The sequence below is a fragment of the Tsuneonella sp. HG249 genome (assembly GCF_053819205.1).
The window spans coordinates 1-2,418 of record NZ_JBSOQY010000009.1; the positions used below are offsets into that span (position 1 = coordinate 1).

General features: G+C 51.6%; 2 protein-coding genes. One reads left to right on the forward strand and one right to left on the reverse strand.

The window, feature by feature from the left end:
• Positions 1-16 precede the first annotated feature (16 nt).
• A complete protein-coding gene (locus tag ACWPM1_RS14775) occupies positions 17-175 on the forward strand; it encodes a helix-turn-helix domain-containing protein (protein WP_455695658.1) in 159 nt (52 codons plus the stop codon).
• A 302-nt stretch (positions 176-477) separates the two neighbouring features.
• Here the strand turns inward: ACWPM1_RS14775 and ACWPM1_RS14780 are convergent, their stop codons facing one another.
• Complete coding sequence (locus tag ACWPM1_RS14780) at positions 478-2,148, reverse strand: class I adenylate-forming enzyme family protein (protein ID WP_455695657.1); 1,671 nt, start codon at positions 2,146-2,148, stop codon at positions 478-480.
• Between the last annotated feature and the right edge of the window lie 270 nt (positions 2,149-2,418).

Genomic DNA, 2,418 nt, shown 5'->3' on the forward strand with positions numbered 1-2,418 from the left:
AATCCAGTCCGAAGTTATTTTTGAACGTGCTTGCCAGCTCTTATTATCATCAACCATGACATTAGAGCAGATCGCTTACACGCTTGGATACTCTGAAGCAGGTAGTTTTTGTCGAGCTTTTAAACGGGTCGGTGGAATGGCACCCGGTCGTTGGCGCAAAGCGAATACATCCTAGCGATTCCACTGCTCAAGCTACAACCTACTCGGCAGGGCGCTTCGACCTCGACTTTTGGTTCTCATGTTCGTTCCTTCGTCACTACGACGAGAACCAAAACCCTCCTAAACTTCAACCGCTAATCTGTCTCATGAACGCTGACGGGGAACAGTCGCAGCTCTCATAAGCCTCTCTGTTGCGCCATCGCGTGATTTCATACTCGGCCGCGCCGTCAAAATAATCGAACACTGGAAATGGAATTCGACGCTGGGCGAGACGATGAAAATCAGTCACATTGTGACAGCCTGGAATATTCATCTGCGTCACTCCAAATCTAGGAGTTTTTGATGATCTTTTTGGATCGTCTTCTTATCAATCTTACCGGACGCGATACGAACCAATGGCTCGGTTGTGACCCGGATGTGCTTTGGGATTTTGAAACCGGCAATCTTGAGCTTCAGATTTGATCTTATGGCGTCGACGTCTACTTCCCGATCAACATATATTGTCGCCGCAACATCCTCGCCCAGCCTTTGGTCGGCTACGCCGTAAACGCTGACCTCAATAATTGCCGGATCGTTTAACATTGCCGATTCCACCTCGGCGCAACCGATATTTTCACCACCCCGAATGATGATCTGTTTCAACCGATCTACGATGTAGAGATATCCATCTTCGTCGAGATAAGCGATATCTCCCGTCCTGAACCAACCACCTTCCAGAAAATCGCCGCTCGAATCTGGTCGGTCCCAATATTTGTGAATCACCGAGGTTCCTCGAACAAGCAATTCTCCGCGCTCTCCGGCCTTTACAAAGTTATCGTCGCTGTCAACAATTCCGAGCTCAAGAACCGCGCTCACCCTGCCCGAACTGGATGGTCGCATTAGATATTCTTCGCCACCGATCGACGTGCCGATCGAGTTGGTTTCAGTCATCCCCCATCCGGTGTTCGGCTTTGCATTCTTGAATGTCTCGTCAATGCCCTTCACTTGAGATTCAGCGCGCGCCGATCCGCCGCCACCCACGGCGAGCAAGCTGCTCACATCTTTATCCTGCTTTTGCGCCGCCAGCATAATGTCTCCCGTCATTGCGGGCGTTCCAACAAAGCTGACAATTTTTTCTGCCTCAACCAACTCGACAGCGACATTCGGGTCCCATTTGTACATCGCAACAGTCTTCCGCTTTCTGCGGAAACTGGTCAGCAATACAGCAAGAAGTCCGTTGACGTGAAAAAGCGGCATGCCAAGCAAGGCTGCGTCCGGATAATGCGGCTTCGATTGCCCTTTGGGCGCGCCACCGTGGATTGTTGCCAAAACTGCCAGATCAAGCTCCATGGACAAGAGCGCCGCAATGATGTTGCGGTGCGTCGAGACGGACCCTTTGGGGTGGCCAGTCGATCCCGATGTAAACAAGATGACCGCATCATCATCGGGTTCGATTTGGATATCGGGAAGCTCGCCGTGCTGACGCAGAAGCTGATCGATGGGTGTGGCACGGTCACATGGCTCTGAACGGACCGAAATAAGAGTCAGAAAATCAAGACCACTTTGGAGTTTGACTCTGTCAAGCCGTTCCTGGTCGACTATGGCCACCTTTGCCCCGATATGCCTAATGCCATACTCAAGCTCGTCCGATTCCCACCATGCATTGAGCCCCGCGACGATCCCTCCGATAGAAGTTATCGCCGCAAATGCGAGCGCCCATTCAGGGTAGTTGCGAAGGCCAATTGCGACCCGGTCGCCAGGTTTGACTCCATAGTCATCGATCAGGCGTCTGCCCAGATTTGACGCACGCTGATAGAATTCCTCAAACGTGTAGCGCTCATCATTATAGACAAAAAATGTCTTCTCGCAGCGCGCTTCGCTAATCAGCTGTCTGAGCGAGGTGGGTGCGTTTACGAACCACTTTACCTCGTTTCCATTCACACAGACATTTTGCAGTTCATACTTTCTTCCGGGTGCCGTAAGTTTTGCAATAGCTCTTGCCCTATCCACGATCCCAACCTTTCTAATCCTTCGCTGCAACTTTTGCTCAAATCGGCACAAGACTAATACGCTAACCTGGTGTCTGTGATTGCGCCCACACGATCACGACCTTCCAGCGTTGAACTCCACACCCGGCGTCTGCACATTGTCCTCAAGCCTGATCTGCGGCGCGCATTGCACACCGGGGCGTTCCTTCAGCTTGCATCAATTCTGGATGGACGCCTGGTTGATCGATTGCGCTAGGTGTAAGATTCGGCTTCATCGAGTATCATTTGCGCC